General features: G+C 64.8%; 19 protein-coding genes. 7 read left to right on the forward strand and 12 right to left on the reverse strand.

Features of this window, described 5'->3' with window-relative positions; genetic code table 11:
• The first annotated feature begins 59 nt into the window (after positions 1-59).
• Positions 60-1,343 carry a uracil-xanthine permease family protein gene (locus tag K3725_RS12505; RefSeq protein ID WP_260015651.1) on the forward strand — a complete coding sequence of 428 codons (1,284 nt, stop codon included), beginning with the start codon at positions 60-62 and terminating at the stop codon, positions 1,341-1,343.
• 31 nt (positions 1,344-1,374) lie between these two features.
• Here K3725_RS12505 and K3725_RS12510 read toward each other — a convergent pair whose 3' ends face one another.
• Entirely contained in the window at positions 1,375-1,734 is a 360-nt protein-coding gene (locus K3725_RS12510) for a thermonuclease family protein (protein WP_260015652.1), read from the reverse strand.
• A gap of 203 nt (positions 1,735-1,937) precedes the next feature.
• Entirely contained in the window at positions 1,938-2,252 is a 315-nt protein-coding gene (locus K3725_RS12515) for a DUF1272 domain-containing protein (protein ID WP_260015653.1), read from the reverse strand.
• Positions 2,253-2,545: 293 nt separating this feature from the next.
• On the opposite strand from K3725_RS12515, the gene purE reads away from it, so the two are divergent.
• Both purE and K3725_RS12525 read left to right on the forward strand, forming a co-directional pair.
• Positions 2,546-3,034, forward strand: coding sequence for a 5-(carboxyamino)imidazole ribonucleotide mutase (purE, locus tag K3725_RS12520; RefSeq protein WP_260015654.1), 489 nt, complete (start codon positions 2,546-2,548; stop codon positions 3,032-3,034).
• A complete protein-coding gene (locus tag K3725_RS12525) occupies positions 3,027-4,103 on the forward strand; it encodes a 5-(carboxyamino)imidazole ribonucleotide synthase (protein WP_260015655.1) in 1,077 nt (358 codons plus the stop codon). Before purE ends, K3725_RS12525 begins: the two co-directional genes overlap by 8 nt.
• Before the next feature lie 44 nt (positions 4,104-4,147).
• Here the strand turns inward: K3725_RS12525 and K3725_RS12530 are convergent, their stop codons facing one another.
• From K3725_RS12530 to K3725_RS12545, 4 genes are all read right to left on the reverse strand, one after another.
• Entirely contained in the window at positions 4,148-4,771 is a 624-nt protein-coding gene (locus tag K3725_RS12530; protein ID WP_260015656.1) for an RNA ligase family protein, read from the reverse strand.
• A gap of 144 nt (positions 4,772-4,915) precedes the next feature.
• Positions 4,916-6,064 (reverse strand): alpha-D-ribose 1-methylphosphonate 5-triphosphate diphosphatase, encoded by a 1,149-nt coding sequence (locus K3725_RS12535; protein WP_260015657.1) that lies wholly within the window; start codon positions 6,062-6,064, stop codon positions 4,916-4,918.
• Positions 6,061-6,837, reverse strand: coding sequence for a triacylglycerol lipase (locus tag K3725_RS12540; RefSeq protein ID WP_260015658.1), 777 nt, complete (start codon positions 6,835-6,837; stop codon positions 6,061-6,063). The genes K3725_RS12535 and K3725_RS12540 overlap by 4 nt, the downstream gene beginning before the upstream one ends.
• A 46-nt stretch (positions 6,838-6,883) precedes the next feature.
• Entirely contained in the window at positions 6,884-7,741 is an 858-nt protein-coding gene (locus K3725_RS12545) for a DMT family transporter (protein WP_260015659.1), read from the reverse strand.
• A 259-nt stretch (positions 7,742-8,000) separates the two neighbouring features.
• Here K3725_RS12545 and K3725_RS12550 point away from each other — a divergent pair, with 259 nt between their 5' ends.
• Positions 8,001-8,453, forward strand: coding sequence for a hypothetical protein (locus K3725_RS12550; protein ID WP_260015660.1), 453 nt, complete (start codon positions 8,001-8,003; stop codon positions 8,451-8,453).
• Between the two features lie 95 nt (positions 8,454-8,548).
• On the opposite strand, the gene K3725_RS12555 is transcribed toward K3725_RS12550, so the two are convergent.
• From K3725_RS12555 to K3725_RS12575, 5 genes are all read right to left on the reverse strand, one after another.
• Positions 8,549-9,862: an alpha/beta hydrolase gene (locus K3725_RS12555; RefSeq protein WP_260015661.1), complete on the reverse strand. Its 1,314-nt coding sequence runs from the start codon at positions 9,860-9,862 to the stop codon at positions 8,549-8,551.
• 77 nt (positions 9,863-9,939) lie between these two features.
• Entirely contained in the window at positions 9,940-10,524 is a 585-nt protein-coding gene (locus K3725_RS12560) for a GNAT family N-acetyltransferase (protein ID WP_260015662.1), read from the reverse strand.
• Between the two features lie 205 nt (positions 10,525-10,729).
• A complete protein-coding gene (groL, locus tag K3725_RS12565) occupies positions 10,730-12,379 on the reverse strand; it encodes a chaperonin GroEL (RefSeq protein ID WP_260015663.1) in 1,650 nt (549 codons plus the stop codon).
• A gap of 75 nt (positions 12,380-12,454) precedes the next feature.
• Positions 12,455-12,742: a co-chaperone GroES gene (locus K3725_RS12570; protein ID WP_019298592.1), complete on the reverse strand. Its 288-nt coding sequence runs from the start codon at positions 12,740-12,742 to the stop codon at positions 12,455-12,457.
• 277 nt (positions 12,743-13,019) lie between these two features.
• Positions 13,020-13,694 (reverse strand): DUF2161 domain-containing phosphodiesterase, encoded by a 675-nt coding sequence (locus tag K3725_RS12575; protein WP_260015664.1) that lies wholly within the window; start codon positions 13,692-13,694, stop codon positions 13,020-13,022.
• 150 nt (positions 13,695-13,844) lie between these two features.
• Here K3725_RS12575 and K3725_RS12580 point away from each other — a divergent pair, with 150 nt between their 5' ends.
• The 3 genes from K3725_RS12580 to K3725_RS12590 all read left to right on the forward strand — a co-directional run bounded on the left by K3725_RS12580 (position 13,845) and on the right by K3725_RS12590 (position 16,928).
• Positions 13,845-14,828 carry a TraB/GumN family protein gene (locus K3725_RS12580; RefSeq protein WP_260015665.1) on the forward strand — a complete coding sequence of 328 codons (984 nt, stop codon included), beginning with the start codon at positions 13,845-13,847 and terminating at the stop codon, positions 14,826-14,828.
• A 44-nt stretch (positions 14,829-14,872) separates the two neighbouring features.
• Complete coding sequence (locus tag K3725_RS12585) at positions 14,873-15,853, forward strand: TraB/GumN family protein (RefSeq protein ID WP_260015666.1); 981 nt, start codon at positions 14,873-14,875, stop codon at positions 15,851-15,853.
• Between the two features lie 154 nt (positions 15,854-16,007).
• Entirely contained in the window at positions 16,008-16,928 is a 921-nt protein-coding gene (locus K3725_RS12590) for a manganese-dependent inorganic pyrophosphatase (RefSeq protein WP_260015667.1), read from the forward strand.
• A gap of 133 nt (positions 16,929-17,061) precedes the next feature.
• On the opposite strand, the gene K3725_RS12595 is transcribed toward K3725_RS12590, so the two are convergent.
• Positions 17,062-17,472 carry a DUF995 domain-containing protein gene (locus K3725_RS12595; protein ID WP_260015668.1) on the reverse strand — a complete coding sequence of 137 codons (411 nt, stop codon included), beginning with the start codon at positions 17,470-17,472 and terminating at the stop codon, positions 17,062-17,064.
• Positions 17,473-17,530 lie beyond the last annotated feature (58 nt).

A 17,530-nucleotide genomic window follows, 5' to 3' on the forward strand; every position in this document is an offset into this window, starting at 1 on the left:
AGCGGCACCTGTATCAGCCTGCCGCGGCAAGACTTCAAGGACCCGGGAAAAGACCGAAAATGACCTCCGCAAGCGATCACACTTCCGCGCCCCCCAGCCAGAGCGCAGATTACAAATTCACCCCGAAACAAGCCCTTGTCGGCGCCCAGATGCTGTTTGTCGCCTTCGGCGCGCTGGTGCTGGTGCCGTTGCTGACGGGCCTCGACCCCAGCGTCGCGCTGTTCACCGCAGGACTTGGCACGCTGATCTTCCAGATCGTGACCCGCGGCCAGGTGCCGGTGTTCCTGGCCTCCTCCTTCGCCTTCATCGCGCCGATCATCTACGGCGTGCAGACCTGGGGCATGGCGGCGACCACCGGCGGCCTTGCGGCGGCGGGCCTGCTTTACGTGGCGCTCTCCTTTGCCATCCGCGCCTTTGGCGCAGGCTTCCTGCACCGGCTGCTGCCGCCCGTGGTGGTCGGCCCGGTCATCATGGTAATCGGCCTGTCGCTGGCGCCGGTAGCCGTCAACATGGCCACCGGACTTGCAGGTGACACCCAGGTGATGCCGCGCAACACCGCCCTGCTGCTCGCCGCCATTTCGCTGGGCGCCACTATGCTGACGGCGATCCTGGGCCGCGGCATCATGCGGGTGGTGCCGATCCTCGCTGGCGTCGCCGCGGGCTACATCGCCGCGCTGGTCATCGGCGCCGTCTCTGGCGAGGCGCTGGTCAACACCGCCCCGCTGGCGGATGCCCCCTGGTTCAAGGTGCCGGGCTTTGTCGCGCCTGAATTCAACCTCGCCGCCATCCTGTTCATCCTGCCGGTCGCCATTGCCCCCGCGATTGAGCACTTCGGCGACATCATGGCGATCTCCAGCGTGACCAAGCGCGACTACATGGAAAAACCCGGCATCCAGAACACCATGCTGGGCGACGGCCTCGCCACCGCCGCCGCGGGCCTTCTGGGCGGGCCGCCCAACACCACCTATTCCGAGGTGACCGGCGCCGTCACCCTGACCCGCGCCTTCAACCCGGCGATCATGACCTGGGCCGCCATCTTCGCTATCGCGCTGTCCTTTGCGGGCAAGCTCTCCGGCGCGCTCTCGACCATCCCGATGCCGGTGATGGGCGGCATCATGATCCTGCTCTTTGGCATGGTCACCGTGGTTGGCCTGTCGGTGCTCGCGAAACTGGGCGAAAGCCTCTCTGAGGCCCGCAATATGGTGATCATCTCCACCGTTCTGATCATCGGCCTCGGCGGCCTGACCCTGCAATTCGGCGAAGGCTTCACCCTCGCGGGCATCGGCCTCTCCGGTGTTGCGGGCCTGCTTCTGAACCTGATCCTGCCGCAGCAGCGGGACTGATCCCTTGCGGGAGCCGCCACGGCGGCTCCTTCTACTTGTGAAATGTTCGCATATGGCCGCGCTGCCGAGCCGCAGCTTTCCAGTGCTTTTTCCGTGCCCCCTCCGGCTCAAGATGCGCATATTTACCGTCCGAAAACTTGGGCCAGTCCAACGCCAAACCACAGCGCACCATTTCCGCACTCAGATCGCAACCATCCGGCAAATAGCAGGTTGCGACCAATCGATCATATGATTGATCGGGTTCTACCTCTGCCGTGATGACCTGCCCTTTACACAGGCTCACAAGCTCCCATTTAGCTTTCTTCCCCCATGGATGGTCCAGCTCCGGCGCATCGATTCCGGCCAAACGGATGCTGACGCTTCCGATCCGGATGGTATCGCCATCGACCACAAAGCAATGTCCAGTCAGGGTTGATTTCTCGACAGCTTTTAGCCCAGAACCACTAGCAACAGTATTCCCGGCCTCTGATCGCACCGCCGATTTGGAAGCACTTTCTGTTTACACATCACTCCGGATAGCCGTCGCAACTGTCGGCGGCCTTCGACGACGCGGCGCTTCCCCGAACAACAAACGGATGAAAAACCTGATCATCCTCACCGCTCCTCAGGCTTCAGATGCCGGATGCGCGCCACATGCGCGGCGATATCCGCACGGGTGAACTTCGAATGCACCCGCCGGGTTGACGGCGGATGGTTCTCCAGCCCCAGCTTCAGCGTCTCCCGCCAGGCCCGCTTTGGCCGGATCGGCCGCGGCGCAAAGCCGCCGCCGCAGGTCGGGCAGACATCGTGCAGCTCCCGCTCCACGCAGTCCGCGCAATAGGTGCACTCATAGCTGCAGATCCTTGCATCCGCCGCATCGGGCGGCAGATCCTTGTCGCACAGCTCGCAATTGGGGCGCAGTTCCAGCATCTTGTCCTCCCTGATCCAGCCGCCACCCTGCCCCGCTTGCCAATGTCCCGCAAGCCCCGCCGCAAGCGCCCGCGCCGCGCGCCAGCGCGGCGCCACGCCCAACCGCGGGGGCGGTGCAGCTTGCCTGCATTCCCGCGCGGGCGGGAGCGCTCCCCTGCCCGCAGACCTGCGGCATAGCGCCGGCCCCTGCAAAACAGGGCAATTCCCGCGGTTTTCCGGCCTGGCCCGCATTGCGAAAACCGCAGCTTTCCCTATAGTGCGCGCTCCACAAGCCGTGACAGGAGCCACCATCCATGGGTGACATCAAAGTGGGCATCATCATGGGCAGCCAATCCGACTGGCCCACCATGAAGGAAGCCGCCAATATCCTCGATGAACTGGGCGTTGAATACGAGGCCAAGATCGTCTCCGCCCACCGCACCCCGGACCGGCTGTGGAGCTATGGCAAATCCGCGGCCGGCCGCGGCCTGCAGGTGATCATCGCAGGCGCCGGCGGGGCCGCCCACCTGCCCGGTATGGTGGCCTCCAAAACCCGCGTGCCGGTGGTCGGCGTGCCGGTACAGACCCGCGCGCTCTCCGGCGTCGACTCGCTTTATTCCATCGTGCAGATGCCCAAGGGCTTCCCGGTTGCCACCATGGCGATCGGCGCCGCCGGCGCCGCCAACGCAGGCCTGATGGCCGCAGGCATCCTGGCACTGCAGGATCCCGCGCTGGCCCAGCGGCTGGACGACTGGCGCGACGCCCTCTCCGCCTCCATCCCCGAGGAACCCGTTGATGACTGACGTTCTTGCCCCCGGTTCGACCATCGGCATCCTCGGCGGCGGCCAGCTGGGCCGGATGCTCTCGGTCGCGGCCTCCCGACTCGGCTTCAAGACCCATATCTTTGAGCCCGGCGCCAACCCGCCCGCAGGCCATGTCGCCGACCGTGTGACCACCGCAGGCTATGAGGACGCAGAGGCGCTGGCCGCCTTCGCAGCCTCTGTCGATGTGATCACCTATGAGTTCGAAAACATCCCGACCTCCGCGCTGGACCTGCTGGAATCGCAAAGGCCGATCCGCCCAGGCCGCGAGGCGCTGCGGATCAGCCAGGACCGGCTGACGGAAAAGACCTTCCTGCAGGACCTCGGCCTGAAAACCGCGCCTTTTGCCGACATCAGTGATCAGGCCAGCCTGGATGCAGCGCTGGCAGAGACCGGCGCGCCCTCGATCCTGAAAACCCGCCGCTTCGGCTATGACGGCAAAGGCCAGGCCCGCATCAAGTCCCCGGAAGACGCCGGCGAAGCGCTCGCCGCCATGGCAGGCGCGCCCTCGATCCTCGAAGGTTTTGTGAATTTCAGCCACGAGGTCTCGGTGATCGCCGCCCGCGGCGTGAGCGGCGAGATCGCCTGTTTCGACCCTGGCGAAAACGTCCATCGCGACGGCATCCTGCACACCACCACCGTGCCCGCCAAGCTCAGCACGTCGCAGCGCATGGACGCGGTGCTGATGGCAGGCAAGATCCTGAATGCGCTGGAGTATGTCGGCGTCCTCGGTGTCGAGCTCTTCGTCACGCCCCAGGGCCTGATCGTCAACGAGATCGCCCCGCGCGTCCACAATTCCGGCCACTGGACCCAGAACGGCTGCACCGTGGATCAGTTCGAACAGCACATCCGTGCGGTGGCCGGCTGGCCGCTGGGCGACGGCCAGCGCCATTCCGACGTGGTGATGGAAAACCTGATCGGCGCCGACGTGGACCGCATCCCGGAACTGGCGAAAGAGGCGGACTGCGCCCTCCACCTCTATGGCAAGGCCGAGGCCAAGCCGGGCCGCAAGATGGGCCATGTGAACCGTGTGGTTAAGGCGCAGGGGTAAGGCTTCGCGTCAGGAAATTTAGCGCATTGGAGCGGCAAGCGGCCTCAGATGAGGCCGTTTTTTACAATCTCCGCATTCATCCAATGCACTTCTGTCTGCACGTGGTCTGCCCGAACGTACTTTGCCAGAAGCGTCGTCATATCCTTCTCAGCGAATTTTCGGGCGGAGCGGATCACGAACCCTTCTTGTGTCTCCAAATCCAGCGCAGAGATGGTCTCCCGGATCACCTGCTCAGAGGGAGGCCCGCAGTACAGCAACGGCACGCTGACAATCCCCAATTCGCCAAACCGGGCTAGCGTTTCCTCCCAAGGCTGGATCACCCCGTTAACGATCCAGGCGAACCCAAGGAAATAGCTGGGCAGTGCTGAATAGGCGATGGCATGGCGGGCAAACATGTATTCACCCACAATCCGCTCCCCTTCCTTCAGTGCCGGGGAAATCCCCGCAGCAAAGGCTTTCATCCAGTCCCGCGACGGATGATACCGCGCATCTGGGCTGCGCGGATGGCAACCGCCGGGGTGGATTGTGGTGTTTTCACCGTCCATCTTCTCAGTAATTACCACCTGCGCCTCCGCCAGCAACGCTGAGGTATCCTGCAGGATCTTGTCATCGCTGGTTGCCCCTGGCGACTGCGGCAGGTGAAAGGTGCGGCCGTATTTTCGGGTCATGTCAAAAAATTCTTCTGCAGGAAATGGCTTTGGCCGCAGCCTATCCGGGGCTCCCCTCTGCGGCAATGCCCCCGGTGAAAGCGGGTCCGCCGGTTTCACGCGCCGCAAAGAGGGCCATCCGGCCTGATGCGCGGCGCTTCCTCCTCAGGCCAGAAAACGGCCCGCCACTTCCCCCGACATATAGCTGACCCGCCCGCCGGAAATTGTCGCCGCCACCCGCTGGGTTGCCTTGTCCAGCACCAGAATATCTGCGCGTTTACCTGCCTCCAGCGTCCCCCGGTCCGCCAGACCCAGCAGCTGTGCCGGCCCCTGCGAGACCAAGCCCCAGGCACCCGCCAGTTCCAGCAAACCCGAGCGTTCCAGCATCAGCGCCGCGCGGCGCGGGCTGGGGTAGTGATAATCCGAGGCCAGCGCATCGCACAGCCCCATGGCGATCAGTTCGACAGCGGAGGCATTGCCCTTGTGCGAGCCGCCCCGCACCACATTGGGGGAGCCGAGGATCACCGGATCACCCGCCGCCCGCGCCGCCTCTGCCGCCTCCAGCGTCTCCGGGAATTCCGCAATCCGCGCCCCGCGTTCGCGCCAGATCGCGCGGTCTTCAGCCGTCTGGTCATCATGGCTGCCGAGGCGCACGCCCTGCGCCGCCAGTTCGCGGCAGAGCGCATCCAAGCAGCCCGGCACCTCATCCCGGCGCGCGTGCATGTCCTTCAGCATCTGCCAGTGCACCTCCGGATTGCGCCCCGCCTTCAGCGCCTGGCCGGTCAGCCGCGGCGGCTTCTTGCCCGCTGCCAGCCGGTCATGCGGCAGGTGGTCGTTGAACACCACATAAGGCACCTGCCAGTCTGCCACCTTCGCAGCCAGCCCGGCATAGTCCTCCAGCATGTGGATCTCCAACCGCAGCTGCGGCAGCAGATCAGTGACGACAGAGCCGCGCACCGCCTTGATGCCCTCAAACACCTGCGCCGCAAACTCCGGGCCCCGCAGGCCGCCCTCCCAGGAATAGAACTGCGCCAGAACCGCCGTGGTGATGCCGTTGGCCGCCAGCTCCGCCTCAGCGGCCACGACGCCCTCTGCCATCTGCTTCATCGCGCCGCGCCGCGGTGCCAGGTGGCGTTCAAAGCCGTCGCCGTGCGCATCCACAATCCCCGGCAGCACCAGATAGCCCGACAGGTCCACCGTGCGGCCGGCGGGCGCCTCTGCCACCTGTCCGTCCGCGATGGCGATCTCACCGCCCTTGTCCAGCCCGCCGGGGCGCAGCACATCACCGCCCTGCAGAGTCAGTTCCAACGTCATTTCTCTGCCTCTTCACAGCCGCCATTCAGCTGGCACGCCTCGCCAATGATCTCTTCCACCGCCGCCAGCCAGCCCAGGCTGGGCTCAAACCGGCCTTCCTCCAGGAAATGCAGCGTCTGCGCCATGACCTGCGGATTGTTCATCATGTAGGTATGGGTGACCGGCAGCGTCAGATGCGCCGCCATGCCCTCCACCTTGGTGCTCTCGACAGAGACCTTGCCGTCATCCGGCCCCGGGATCAGCGCGGAAAACACCGGGTTCAGCGTCTCGCTGCCCGCAATCACGCCCAGCTCAAACGCCACCGGCGGCAGCGTCTTGGGCAAGCTGTCCGCCCCGGTGCCCAGCTGCAGCCCGGCGGGGCCGTTCAGATAGCCGAAAACCTCCCAGTCCCCCAGCTCATCCACCAGCTCGCTGCCCTGGTTGGGCGGCCCCATCATCACCACCCTTCCCAGGTTTTCAGGGTGATTGCCCTGCAGCCACTGGCGCAGCAGGATACCCCCCATCGAGTGGCTGACCACATGGGTTGTCTCCCCGCCGCAGGCGGCAAAGGCCGCGGGCAAGGTCTGCTCCGCCAGCGTCTCCACTGGCTCCTCCGTTGACGGGTAACCGGGCCGCACCACGGAATACCCGCGCGACTGCAGCACCTCCTCCATCACCGCAAATGAGGTCTCGGAGCGCGCCAGCCCATGCAGCAGGATCACGCAATCGGCCGCCGCGGGCAGCGGCAGCAGCACCGCAGCAGCGGTCAACAGGGATTTCAGAACATCACGCATGACGCCCAGATAAGCGCAAGCGGCGGCACAGGGAAGCCCCCGGTTCCTACTTCGCCGCCAGTGCTTTGCGTGCAGGCGCCCGCAGCACCACCAGTGCGATGCCGCCCAGCACCGCCGCGCTGCCAAAGACCAGCCGCAGGCCGATCGCCTCCCCCAGCAGGGCCGCCCCGGCAAGGATCGCGATCACCGGCACGCTCAGCTGCACGGTGGCGGCCACCGCAGGCAGGATCTGCGGCAGCAGCCGGTACCACAGCGCATAGCCGATGCCGGAGGTCACCGCGCCCGACAGTACCGCCAGAGACGCGCCATAAAGGCTCACCGTGCTGCTGCCCAGCCACAGCGCCACCGGCAGGAACATCGCCGTGGACCACAGGAAATTCACCGCCGTCGCCGCCAGCGGCTGCGCCGCACCGCGCCCCAGAATGCTGTAGATCCCCCAGCCCAAGCCAGCCGCCGCCATCAGCAGAGACGCCCCCAACGGCACCGCGCCGGAGCCATCCGGCCACACAACATAGGCAAGCCCCAGAAACGCCAGCACCGCGCCTGCCACCTGACCACCGCTGACCGGATTGCCCCGCAGCGCACCCCACAGGAACATCGTGACCTGCACCACCCCGAACAGCAGCAATGCGCCAAGGCCCGCATCAAGCTGCTGATAGGCCAGCGAAAACCCGGCGATGTAAAGCGTCAGCGCCGCCCCGCCCTGCAGGCTCGCCCGCAAATCCTGCCGCGCCGCCAGCCCCTGCATCCGGCACAGCATCAACAGCATTGCAGCCCCCGAGGCCAGCCGCAGCAGGCCAAAGCTGCCCGCATCCATATGCCCGGCCCCGATGGCCAGCCGGCTGAGAATGGAATTCGCGGCAAAGGCCGCCATAGTGAGAGAGACAAGAAGAAACAGGCGCATTTTCAATGGCTACCGCGGCTGCACACGGCACGCTACTGAATTTTTTGTGCAGACGCCGGAGTGCGCGTCGGCGGGTCCATGCAGGCCTGCGCCTGCGGCAAGACCGCAGATCCCTCATCCGTCCCGCGGGGCCAAAAGCCGCCACGCTTCGCGCACAAAAATGACAGACAGCCAAGGCACACCCTTCCGCAGAGCTTTGAACATTTTCTCCAATTCAAGGAACCATCCTTTGCGAAAAACCCTTCTGTGCGCCGCAGCTTTGGCCACCCTCCTAAGCGCGTGCGGCGCCTCTGAGCCTCAGGTTTACGAAACCTCCCGCCTGTCCACCGATCCCGTTCTGTCCAGCGTGCTGTACAGCTTCGAGCAGGGCTGCATAAGGAATGCTCCGGAGTTTTCCGTGGCCAGCATGAGGACATCCTTTGCCGCCTATCAGCCGCAACTGGCACCGGGCATGCATTTCTTTGCCTCCGGAGAGGAGGGGCGGAAATGCGAAGCTGCCGTCCTGAACTACGGCACCCGCCGGCCGAAACCTTCGGTCGGGGACATTAACCGGCTGGCCGAAGCCCTGGCACGGCACACCGGCGGCATGCTCAAGCCGGATATCCCCGGCGCCGGTGCCGGAGGCGCCAAGGTCAAGGTTGGCCGGACCACCTATAATGTCTCCGGCTATGTTTCAAACAAGGGCCGCCTTACCTTGATGGTCTACGACTGACGCCGAACGCCCGGGACACCTTGCTTCAGGGGCGGCTCATCGGGGCAGCAGCCAAAGCCATCCGGATGGATGGCTGCTGCCTGCGTCCTGCCCCCTCAGCGCCGCTCCTGCACAAAGTCCAGGTCCAGGTCCGGCAGGCGGTCCAGCGGGTAGTCCGGGTGCAGGGTCCAGATATTGTCGTGGTCGAGTTCCAGCGGGCGCAGGGTGCCGCCGGGAAAAGCCCGCGTCCTCAGCGCCAGCGCGATGTCGGACATCGCACCGGGGTTGTCCCGGAAATAGGAGTGGCCCGAGCCGCCCGCGCCTTCGACGCGGATGAAATGCACCAGCCCCACCTTCTTCAGCGACGCCAGTTCACCCGGGGCGAAATCGGTGGCATCCAGCCGCCCGAACCGCGACTCCCGGGTCAGAACCGAGGCCAGGGCCAGCGCCTGGTCTTCAGGGTTGATGTAGACGTTGACCTGCTCGAAGGCCGCAAAGACCCGCTCGCTCATCAGCCGCTGCCGCACGAACCCCACATCCAGATCAGGCGCCGCCAGGATGAGAGTACCGGTTTTCAAGGTCAGCTTCGGCTGCCGCCCCCGCCCCCGCTCGCGGATGACCAACTCGCGCAGTGCCGTGGTCGCAAGATCGCTGCCGCGGGAATGGGCCACGATGTCGATGTCCTCCACCTCCGGAACCGAGGCCAGCAGGTCCAGCATCTCCTTCAGGTGAAACACCGAAAAATCACCCGCCTCCCGGTCGCGGAAATACTTGAACAGGCCGGAATTGCCCGCAGGCCAGGAGAACATCATCGGCACAGAGCGGCGCCCGGCATAGTGCCAGATATTCGCCAGTGTGGTCAGCGCATCGTCAAAATCATTGTTGAAACCATGCACAAACAAGAGGATGCGGCCGGTACCAGCCCGCCTGACTTCTGCCGCCACCGCCTTGCGGAACGCCGCCGAATAGGCGGCATACTCCCGCTCCGCCCGCGCCTCTGTCACAACCCGGCCGTCCCGCCGCTCGGCCGGCAAGGGCGTCTTGGAAAAGCGGATGCCATCGCGGTATCCCGCCACCTTCAGCCGCGGCAGCCGCCCCTTTCCATCGGCATGGGTCAGCGCCACAAGTTCCGGCCAGTCCTGCACCCTGGTGAACTGCACCTGCGCCGTGCCGAAGGCCATGGAGTCCGACCGTTCCGCCAGATAGGTCACCGACCCGTCGCCGTTCAGCCGCTGCGACCGGTTGGTGACATAGAGCAGCCGCGGCGCCACCGAGCGCTGCGCCTCAGGCACCTCTTCCGCCTGATAGTTGAGCCCGGTTGTATAAAGATTTGGCGGCTTGGCCAGCCGGTCCACCGGGGAGACCGCACAGCCCGCAATCAGCAAGGCCAGCAAAAGACGGGCCAGCATCGGCCCTGCCGGTATCGCCATGTGCCGGACCCTTCCCTGTTGCGCGTCTCTCAAAAAGCTAGCCCGCTCCCCCACGCCCGGCCACTGAAATCTTCGTGTCAGGCGCCAGCAGAGAACGCCCGCGGATAGATCAGCTCCGCCTCCGGCACGTCATCGCCCCGGCGCAGGATCAGCGTGTAGTCCAGCGGATAGGGGCTCTTGAGCTTCTGCGCCCGCTCCCGGCTGAAACCATAGCGGCCATAAAAGGAGGGTTTTCCCAGAACAACGATGGTTTCAGGCAAACGTTTCCGAAGCCTTTCGGAACGTAATTCGTACCAGCTTTCAAGCTCCTGCAGCATGCGAGTGCCGAACCGCCATGGGCTGCGAAATAGTTCATCCTTAGGCCCACCAACCTCCATGTTCGGATTGTTCTCCGCCAGCCTGCCGCCCTGCCATTCCGGCCGTACCGCCATCGGCGCCAGACAGGCCCAGCCTTCCGGCGCCTGCATCCGGCTCAACGCGCAGTAGCCGCCGATCTTGCCCTCCCAGGGTTTGCGGCACTCATACAGCATGTCCCCGTCCACCCGCAGCTGCCGCACCAGCCGCGCTTCGGCATCAGTGGGAAAGGCGGTTAGCAAAAGCGCCTCGACCTCGTCAAAATGCTCTTCCTTAACGCTGCTCGAAAAATCCGGCCCGACAACCATCCTAAACCTCCCGCATTCACCTTTGCACAAATACTCCCGCCGGAGGCAGGCCCGCAAGGCGGGCCTTCTTGACCCTGCACCAAACGAAAAGGGGCCGCCCGAAGGCAGCCCCGAATTCGCATCATTGAGCGGTGCGGCTATCGGCAGATTGGCCCTAGGGGCCAACCGCCTGTCGCCTCATCCCAAATCCCAAAGGGATTTGTGATTACATCATGCCGCCCATGCCGCCCATGCCGCCCATGTCGGGCATGCCGCCGCCTGCCGCGCCTTCTTTGGCGGGCTTGTCGGCAACCATGGCTTCGGTGGTGATCAGCAGGCCAGCAACCGAAGACGCGTCTTCCAGCGCGGTGCGGGTCACTTTGGCCGGGTCGATCACGCCGAAGGAGAACATGTCGCCATATTCGCCGGTCTGCGCGTTGTAGCCAAAGGCGCTGTCCGAGGACTCGCGGATCTTGCCGGCAACCACGGCACCGTCAACGCCTGCGTTCTCGGCGATCTGGCGCAGCGGCGCTTCGATGGCCTTGCGGACGATGTTGATGCCTGCGTTCTGGTCAGCGTTGGCGCCTTCCAGGCCGTCCAGGCCTTTGCCGGCTTGCACCAGGGCAACACCGCCGCCGACGATCACGCCTTCCTGCACAGCTGCGCGGGTTGCGTTCAGAGCATCGTCCACACGGTCCTTGCGCTCTTTCACTTCCACTTCGGTCATGCCGCCGACGCGGATCACGGCAACGCCGCCTGCCAGTTTGGCAACGCGTTCCTGCAGCTTCTCGCGGTCGTAGTCAGAGGTGGTCTCTTCGATCTGGGTGCGGATCTGGGCAACACGTGCTTCGATCTCGGCCTTCTCGCCAGCACCGTCGACGATGGTGGTTTCGTCTTTGGTGATGGAGACCTTCTTGGCGGTGCCCAGCATGTCCATGGTGACGGACTCGAGCTTCATGCCCAGATCCTCGGAGATCACCTGGCCGCCGGTCAGGATCGCGATGTCCTGCAGCATGGCCTTGCGGCGGTCGCCGAAGCCCGGCGCCTTGACGGCTGCGATTTTCAGGCCGCCGCGCAGCTTGTTGACAACCAGGGTTGCCAGCGCTTCGCCTTCGACGTCCTCAGCGATGATCAGCAGCGGCTTCTGCGACTGGATCACCTGCTCCAGCAGCGGCACCATCGGCTGCAGCGAAGACAGTTTCTTCTCGTGCAGCAGGATCATGCAGTCTTCCAGATCCGCGACCATCTTGTCGGGGTTGGTGACGAAATAGGGCGACAGGTAGCCGCGGTCGAACTGCATGCCCTCGACCACGTCGGTCTCGGTTTCCATGCCTTTGTTCTCTTCGACAGTGATGACGCCTTCGTTGCCGACCTTCTGCATCGCGTCAGCGATCTGGCGGCCGATTTCAGCTTCGCCGTTGGCGGAGATGGTGCCAACCTGCGCAACCTCGTCGGAGTCTTTCACTTCGCGGGCCATGTCCTTGATGCCCTGCACGACTTTGGCGGTTGCCAGGTCGATGCCGCGCTTCAGGTCCATCGGGTTCAGGCCGGCAGCAACCTGCTTCAGGCCTTCTTTGACGATGGCCTGGGCCAGAACGGTTGCGGTGGTGGTGCCGTCACCGGCTTCGTCGTTGGTGCGGGAAGCAACTTCCTTCACCATCTGGGCGCCCATGTTCTCGAACTTGTCTTCCAGTTCGATTTCCTTCGCCACGGACACGCCGTCCTTGGTGATGCGCGGTGCGCCGAAGGATTTGTCCAGAACCACGTTGCGGCCTTTCGGGCCCAGGGTCACTTTCACGGCGTCGGCCAGAATGTTGACGCCTTTCAGCATGCGGTTGCGGGCATCGGTGTCGAATTTGACGTCCTTAGCAGCCATTTTTCACTCTCCTAGAGAAATTCTGTGTGTTTCAGCGATCAGGGATCAGAGCAGACTTGGGAAAATCCCGGGGTCTTACTCGATGATGCCCATGATGTCGCTTTCCTTCATCATCAGCAGCTCTTCACCGTCGACGGTGATCTCGGTGCCGGACCATTTGCCGAACATGATGCGGTCGCCAGCGGACACGGCCATCTCGATCAGCTCGCCGCTGTCCTTGCGGGCGCCTGCGCCGCATGCAACCACAACGCCTTCGCTCGGCTTTTCCTTGGCGGAATCGGGGATGATCAGGCCGCCCGCGGTTTTCTCTTCGCTTTCGGTGCGGCGCACCAGCACGCGGTCATGAAGCGGTTTCAATGCCATCTTTGCAGCTCCTTAAAAAGGCTCAAAGGTTGTTATCAGTTGGACCTCCGCCTCCCCGGCGGGGCCGTTATCACTCAACAAGGCTGAGTGCTAACGAGGGGAAGCTAGGCATGAGGTCTGAGGGAGTCAACAGGGAGAAAGAAGAATTTTTCCTGGCACCCGGAGAACGGCTCATCGCGGGTTTCCGCCCGGCGGAACGCCGGGCAGCGCCCGACCGCCCACATGTGCGGGCGCTTCGCTTCCGCCCGCGGACGGGCACCGCCCTCAGTGCTTCCTTTCACGCCTTTTCTTCCCAGCTCTCCGCCCAATGCACCAGACCCGCGCGGCCCGCATCCGTCAGCTGGTAAACGCCGGTCTCCACACGCTCGAACCAGCCGTAGTGGTTCCTCGCCATCAGCTGGGTGGCGCGCGCAACGCCGGTCGCCTTGGCAACTGCGGCGCCTTTGCAAGCGCCCGCTTGAGCCAGATGCGCGGCGCAGGCGAGCGCATCCTGGCGGTAGGCTGTGACAATGCCATGCCGTGTGGCGCCGCCCGCATTGGGATCGCCGCGCAAGGTTTGGAACTCGCGCAGCAGCCGTGCCTGTTTCTTCTTCGACTTGCGGGGCGCATAGGGGCCGGGGTCGCAATGCACCTCTGCACGCCCGTCCGCCAGGACCGTGATCAGCCCCAGCCCCAGCCGCCGGCACATCGCCAGATTGTCCTTCATCATCCGCCGCGCCTGCCGCCCGCCGGGCCGCGGCACCGCGATATAGACGTGATCGGTGACCGCCAGCCGGGCAATCGCCTGATGGAACAGCGACAGCGAGAATTTCAGCTTCAGCTCGACAATCACCGGCGGTTCCGCGCCGCGCACCGCCACCACATCGGCGGCCCCGACCTCGCCCTTGACGGCATAGCCCTGGGCCTCCAGCAGCGTCTTCACCGGCGCATAAAGCTGATCCTCGCGTTCCATGCCCCATGACTGGCAGGAAGCTGCACCGATGGCAATCCGCCGCCCGGGTTTTACGGGGCAACGCAGGGTTCTGCATTGCCGTCCCCCCTGCCCCGCCCTAGGCTCATAAGTCAGGCCAAGAGTTCCGGAACCCCGGGGAAAGGGCGCGTGATGAAACGGATTGCACTGGCACTTGCGCTGTTACTGCAGGCCACCGCCGGTTTTGCCGCCTGCCGCGGCATCGACTACCGCGAGCACCTGCCGCCCGCCACCCAGGCGCAGCTGGACCGCGAAATGGCCGCCACTCCGTTTTCCGAAGGAAACCACTGGGTCGCCGCCAAGGGCCGCCGCACCATCCATGTGATCGGCACCATGCACGGCGGCGATGCCCGCATGGCCAAGGTGATGCGCACCCTGCGGCCGGCGCTGATCTCGGCCCAGGCGATCTACCTCGAGACCTCGGATCAGAACATGGAGCGGCTGGACCAGATGCCGTCCTCCGTGGCGCGCAGTTTCCTGCTGCCGCAGGGGCGCGAGCTGCGCCACCTGCTGACGCCGGAGGCCTGGCAGCATTTCAAGCTGACCACCCGGGCCGCGGGCGCCAGCCTGGAAACCATGAACCGGATGCAACCCTGGGCCATCTCGATGTTCGTGGTGCAAAGCGGCTGCCGCCCCTACGGCTTCGGCCTGCGCCGCGGGCTGGATGACCGGATCGCGGATTTCGCCCGCCGCAAGCGGATCCCGGTGGGGGCGCTGGAAACGCCAGAGCAGGCGCTGGCCGCCATTTCCGGCCTGCCGCTGCGGGATCAGGCCCGGATGCTGGAGCTTGAACTGCAGCTGATCCAGTCGGACAAGCCCGAGGACGCCACCCCGGTTGAGGCCTATTTCGACCAGAGCGTCTGGACCTCCTTCGTGCTCGCCCCCTGGATCAGCGCCCAGTACAGCAGCTTTTCCCATGCCGAGACCCGGCGGCTGTGGGCGCAGTACAACCGCCGCCTGCTGGACCAGCGCAACCTCCGCTGGATGCAGGTGATTGATGCGGCCCGCCAGGACCGCATCGTGATCGCCGTTGGCGCCGCTCATCTGCCGGGCAAAAACGGCCTTTTGAACCTTCTCCAGGCCAGGGGCTTCAGCCTGACCCGCGCCCCGTGGTAGGCTGCCCCGGCCAAGCCGTTCCACTCTTTCAGGACTGATATTTCATGCGCCTCTTTCTGACCGTGTTTTTCCTGCTGCTGCCGGCCTCCCTTTGGGCCGCCTGCACCGGCACCGACCAGCGCACCACCATGACCCAGCAGGAACGCGCCGGCCTTGAGGCCCGCATCAGCGCGATGCCGTTTGCCGAAGGCAACCACTGGATTGCGCGGCGCGGCAGCCGCACCGTGCATGTGGTCGGCACCCTGCATGTGAATGATCCGCGGATGGCGCAGATCACCGCGGACCTGGCACCGCTGGTACAGCAGGCGGACCTGTTGCTGATGGAGGCCAGCCCCGCCGACAAGGCCGGCTTTGAGGCGGAACTGGCCCGCACCCCCTCGCTGATGCTGATCACCGAAGGCCCCAGCCTGATCGACCGGCTGCCGCCGCAGGAGTGGGAGGAGCTGGCCGCCATCATCCGCAACCACGGCATGCCGGTGTGGATGGCCGCCAAGATGCGGCCCTGGTTCCTGGCACTGTCGCTGGCCTTCCCGCCCTGCCTGCGCCAGGACAAGGACATCAAGCGCGGCCTCGACCTGCGCCTGGGAGAAGCCGCCGAAGCCGCGGGCGTGCCGGTGCGGTCGCTGGAGGATCCGATGACGATCATCCGGCTGATGGATTCTGACCCGCTGGAAGAGCAGATCCGCCAGCTGCGCGCCTTTACCGCCATGCTGGGCAGCGGCACCGACGGCTTCATCACCACCGTTGAATCCTATTTCGACGAACAGGCGCTTTATGCCCTGTTCCTCAGCGAACGCGACTTCCTGGACAGCGGCGCACTGACCCGGGCCGAGCGCGAGGCGCTGTGGCAGGACACCATGACAGAGCTGATCGACACCCGTAACCGCAACTGGATCCCGGTGATCGAGGCCGCGGCAGGCAACCATATCGTTGTCGCCGCCGGCGCGCTGCACCTGCCCGGCGAGACCGGTGTTCTGAACCTCTTGCAGCAACAGGGCTACACGCTCGAACGCGCGCCGTTCTGAGATGCGGTCTTAACCCGGCTCCGGCCCCTGCCCCGATCCCCGCTCTGAACACAACGCCGCATTGCAGCAGCAGCGGGGTGACAAGCCTGCGCGCCAGCCCTATAAGGCGCGCAAATCCCGCCTTTCTGACCTTATGCATCAACAGGACAGCCCCATGACCATCCAAGTTTTCGGCCATAAATCCCCCGACACCGATTCCACCGGCTCCCCGATCGTTTGGGCCTGGTACCTGAACGAGGTGAAGGGCGTGGCCGCGGCCCCCAAACTGCTGGGCGAGCCGAACACCGAAGCCGCCTTCATGCTGCAGCGCTGGGGCCTGGAGAAGCCGGAAATCATCGCCGACGTGGCCGATGATGCGGCGGTTGTCATCGTTGACACCAACAACCCGGCAGAGCTGCCCGCCAACATCAACGGCGCCGATGTGCAGGCGATCATCGACCACCACAAGCTGGTCGGCGGCCTGGAAACCAAAGGCCCGATCGACATCACCATCCGCCCGCTGGCCTGCACCGCCACCATCATGCACGACCTGATGGGCGAGGATGCCGCCAGGATGCCGGAAGCCATCAAAGGCGCGGCGCTGACCTGCATCCTGTCCGACACGCTGGAATTCCGCTCCCCCACCACCACCGCGCACGACAAGGCCGTAGCGGAGAAACTGGCCGCTGATCTGGGCATCAACATCTCCGAATATGCGGCCGAGATGTTTGCCGCCAAATCCGACGTCTCCTCCTTCTCCGATGCGGAACTGATCCGCATGGATTCCAAGGAATACGAAGTCGACGGCACCAAGTTCCGCGTCTCCGTTCTGGAAACCACCGCGCCGGGCGTGGTGCTGGACCGCAAGGCCTCGCTGATGGAGACGATGACCACCGTCGCGGCTGAGGACGGCGTCGATCAGGTGCTGCTGTTCGTGGTCGACATCCTGAACGAGGAAGCCACCCTGCTGGTGCCGAACGACCTGGTGAAAACCGTCGCCGCCAAATCCTTTGGCGCCGATGCTGCGGGCGACACCGTGGTTCTGCCGGGCATCATGTCCCGCAAGAAGCAGATCATTCCGAACCTCAAAGTCTGATCCGTTCCGGAGCCAGACGGCAAAAGGCGCCCCGCGGGGCGCCTTTTTTTGTCGAGGGAGGTCTTGGAGTTATGGGGAATCCCGGAGCGTTTTCCGGTTGGCGGGCCACACCGGCCTGCTGGCCAGGAGCGCGTTACAGCCCCAGGCGCTTGCTGATTTTCCGGAACAGGCGTCTCTGACTGTTGCCGCTGACCTGCTTTTCCGGCTTGTGCCGGTACCAGCTGCCGTCCCCGCCCAGATAACGCTCCCAGACCGAGCCGTCCGGTGCGGTGACGAACTGCCAGCAGCTTTCGTTGGAAACGGTCTTCACCACGCCATCCACTGCCTGGTGCCAGTCGGCTTCGTTGCACAGCTTGCCCTTGCGGGTCACGTACCATTTTCCGATGCCCACCGCATCGCCGCCTTTGCTGACGCCCTCAAAGCTGCCGTCCGGCCCCAGTAGGCATGACCGCCGCGGCTCCAGTTCGAGGTTTTGCCGGCATAAAGCTGCATGATCACCTCCGGCGGCGTCGCCTTGGCCTCTTTCGGCTTGGCCCCGGCCCATGCTCCGCCGGCCGGCACCGCGGCCAGCGCGAGGGTTGCGGCGGGTTTGCGATTGGGGA

The sequence above is a fragment of the Leisingera sp. S132 genome (assembly GCF_025144465.1).
In the GTDB taxonomy this organism is placed as follows: domain Bacteria; phylum Pseudomonadota; class Alphaproteobacteria; order Rhodobacterales; family Rhodobacteraceae; genus Leisingera.

Coding starts and splice junctions, on each gene's coding strand:
- K3725_RS12505 (WP_260015651.1), top strand. CDS start 60: ATGACCTCCGCAAGCGATCACACTTCCGCGCCCCCCAGCCAGAGCGCA.
- K3725_RS12515 (WP_260015653.1), bottom strand. CDS start 2,252: ATGCTGGAACTGCGCCCCAATTGCGAGCTGTGCGACAAGGATCTGCCG.
- purE (WP_260015654.1), top strand. CDS start 2,546: ATGGGTGACATCAAAGTGGGCATCATCATGGGCAGCCAATCCGACTGG.
- K3725_RS12525 (WP_260015655.1), top strand. CDS start 3,027: ATGACTGACGTTCTTGCCCCCGGTTCGACCATCGGCATCCTCGGCGGC.
- K3725_RS12530 (WP_260015656.1), bottom strand. CDS start 4,771: ATGACCCGAAAATACGGCCGCACCTTTCACCTGCCGCAGTCGCCAGGG.
- K3725_RS12535 (WP_260015657.1), bottom strand. CDS start 6,064: ATGACGTTGGAACTGACTCTGCAGGGCGGTGATGTGCTGCGCCCCGGC.
- K3725_RS12540 (WP_260015658.1), bottom strand. CDS start 6,837: ATGCGTGATGTTCTGAAATCCCTGTTGACCGCTGCTGCGGTGCTGCTG.
- K3725_RS12545 (WP_260015659.1), bottom strand. CDS start 7,741: ATGCGCCTGTTTCTTCTTGTCTCTCTCACTATGGCGGCCTTTGCCGCG.
- K3725_RS12555 (WP_260015661.1), bottom strand. CDS start 9,862: ATGGCGATACCGGCAGGGCCGATGCTGGCCCGTCTTTTGCTGGCCTTG.
- K3725_RS12560 (WP_260015662.1), bottom strand. CDS start 10,524: ATGGTTGTCGGGCCGGATTTTTCGAGCAGCGTTAAGGAAGAGCATTTT.
- groL (WP_260015663.1), bottom strand. CDS start 12,379: ATGGCTGCTAAGGACGTCAAATTCGACACCGATGCCCGCAACCGCATG.
- K3725_RS12570 (WP_019298592.1), bottom strand. CDS start 12,742: ATGGCATTGAAACCGCTTCATGACCGCGTGCTGGTGCGCCGCACCGAA.
- K3725_RS12575 (WP_260015664.1), bottom strand. CDS start 13,694: ATGGAACGCGAGGATCAGCTTTATGCGCCGGTGAAGACGCTGCTGGAG.
- K3725_RS12580 (WP_260015665.1), top strand. CDS start 13,845: ATGAAACGGATTGCACTGGCACTTGCGCTGTTACTGCAGGCCACCGCC.
- K3725_RS12585 (WP_260015666.1), top strand. CDS start 14,873: ATGCGCCTCTTTCTGACCGTGTTTTTCCTGCTGCTGCCGGCCTCCCTT.
- K3725_RS12590 (WP_260015667.1), top strand. CDS start 16,008: ATGACCATCCAAGTTTTCGGCCATAAATCCCCCGACACCGATTCCACC.
- K3725_RS12595 (WP_260015668.1), bottom strand. CDS start 17,472: ATGGGCCGGGGCCAAGCCGAAAGAGGCCAAGGCGACGCCGCCGGAGGT.